1 protein-coding gene and 1 pseudogene are annotated in these 1,476 nt (G+C 72.6%); both read right to left on the bottom strand.

The features are described 5' to 3' along the window. Positions 1-75: 75 nt before the first annotated feature. Positions 76-1,167 (bottom strand): DNA glycosylase AlkZ-like family protein, encoded by a 1,092-nt coding sequence (locus AC1D15_RS31865; protein WP_477829202.1) that lies wholly within the window; start codon positions 1,165-1,167, stop codon positions 76-78. Positions 1,168-1,326: 159 nt separating this feature from the next. Next, positions 1,327-1,476, bottom strand: a pseudogene (locus AC1D15_RS31860) (diguanylate cyclase response regulator); the annotation flags it as partial.

Below are 1,476 nucleotides of genomic sequence, written 5' to 3'. Positions count from 1 at the left end.
GCCTCGGCCGGCGTGCTGGCACTGGCGGCGTCGCTCGCGGCGCGGCAGCGGCCGCTGCAGGCCGGCGGCTGAAGCTCAGTCGACCCCGAGGAAGCTGCGCATGCGCTCGATCTCGTCGGCCAGCCCGGCCTTGAACGCCGGGTCGCGCGGCGCGCGGCCGTCGACGTAGCCGAGCTGCTGCGTCAACCGCCCGCCGACCATCGACAGGTTGCCCCAGCCGATCACGCGGTCGTGCCACAGCAGCGGCAGCGCGTAGTAGCCGAACCTGCGCTTCGGTGCCGGCGTGTAGGCCTCGAAGCGGTAGGCCCAGCCCCACAGCAGCTCGAAGCGGGTGCGGTCCCAGACCACCGGGTCGAACGGCGCGAGCAGCCGCACCGCGTCATCGGGCGCATGGCGGCGCGAGGCCGGGTTCTCGTCGGCCGGCCAGTACCAGGTGACGCCATCGAGCTGCAGGCTCGCGAGCTGCTCGCGCGCCAGCTTCATCGCCGCCTGCGTCTGCGTCTTCAGGTGCGGTGCGCCGTAGCCCAGCAACGCGGTCAGGTGGGTCAGGCTGCGCGCCGGCAGCGGCGCGTACTTGCGCACGATCAATTCCAGCAGCGCGGCGGCGCGGCGCGCCCGTTCGCCGGGGCTGTCGTCGGCCGGCGCATGCTCGACCGCCTCGTAGACGCGGATGCCCGCATCGCGCCGCACGACGCGCAGCATGCCGCGGTAGTGCATGCCGTCGAGCAGGTGGGTGCTGGCGTTCGACGAGCCGCCCCAGTAGTTGGTGACGCGGCCGTGCGCGAAATGATCGTCGACCTCGCGCGGGTGCACGCGGCCGCGCTCGCGCACGAAGGCCAGCACGTCGGCGGCGCGGCGCTGCGTGGCGCGGTCCCACACCGTCGTGGCGACGCGCGGGTGCATCAGCGCCAGGTGCTCGCGCGGCAGGAAGCCGTAGTTGACGAGGCAGTCCTCCTCGATCGGCAGCTTCGCGTAGCGGCGCTCCAGCTCGCCCGCGCGGTAGCCCTTGACGCGGTGGCGCAGCGTCAGGTCCTGCGCGCGCGCCGGCGAACGGATCGGGTCGGCCTGCAGGAACCCCAGCTGGCGGATCGCGCGCAGCAGCGTGGTCGGCTTGAAGAGCGTGCGGGCGACGGCGTAGCGCCGCAGGTGGTCGAGGGTGATCGGCATGGCCGGAATGATGCGGCATCCGGTTGCCAGTTGGTGTCACCAGTCCTCGGCCGCGCCCGCGAAAGCGAGGCGCTCCATCAAGCCACTCCCCAGGATCCGGCTCCGCCGGGCCGAAGGGAGGCGCCCCTCGGGGGCAGGAGCGATAGCGACTGGGGGGCCCTATCTTTCCAGCTGCTCCACCGTGTCGAGCTGCATCTCGAAGCTGAAGAAGCGGTCCCGCCCCTGCGCCTTCGCGGCGTACAGGGCCTGGTCGGCGCGCATCACCATGCCTTCGGCGGTGGTCTGGGCGTCGGGAATGCAGGTGGTGAT

It is taken from the genome of Rhizobacter sp. P2_H2, assembly GCF_056403375.1.
This window is presented reverse-complemented; position numbering and strand designations above follow the sequence as displayed.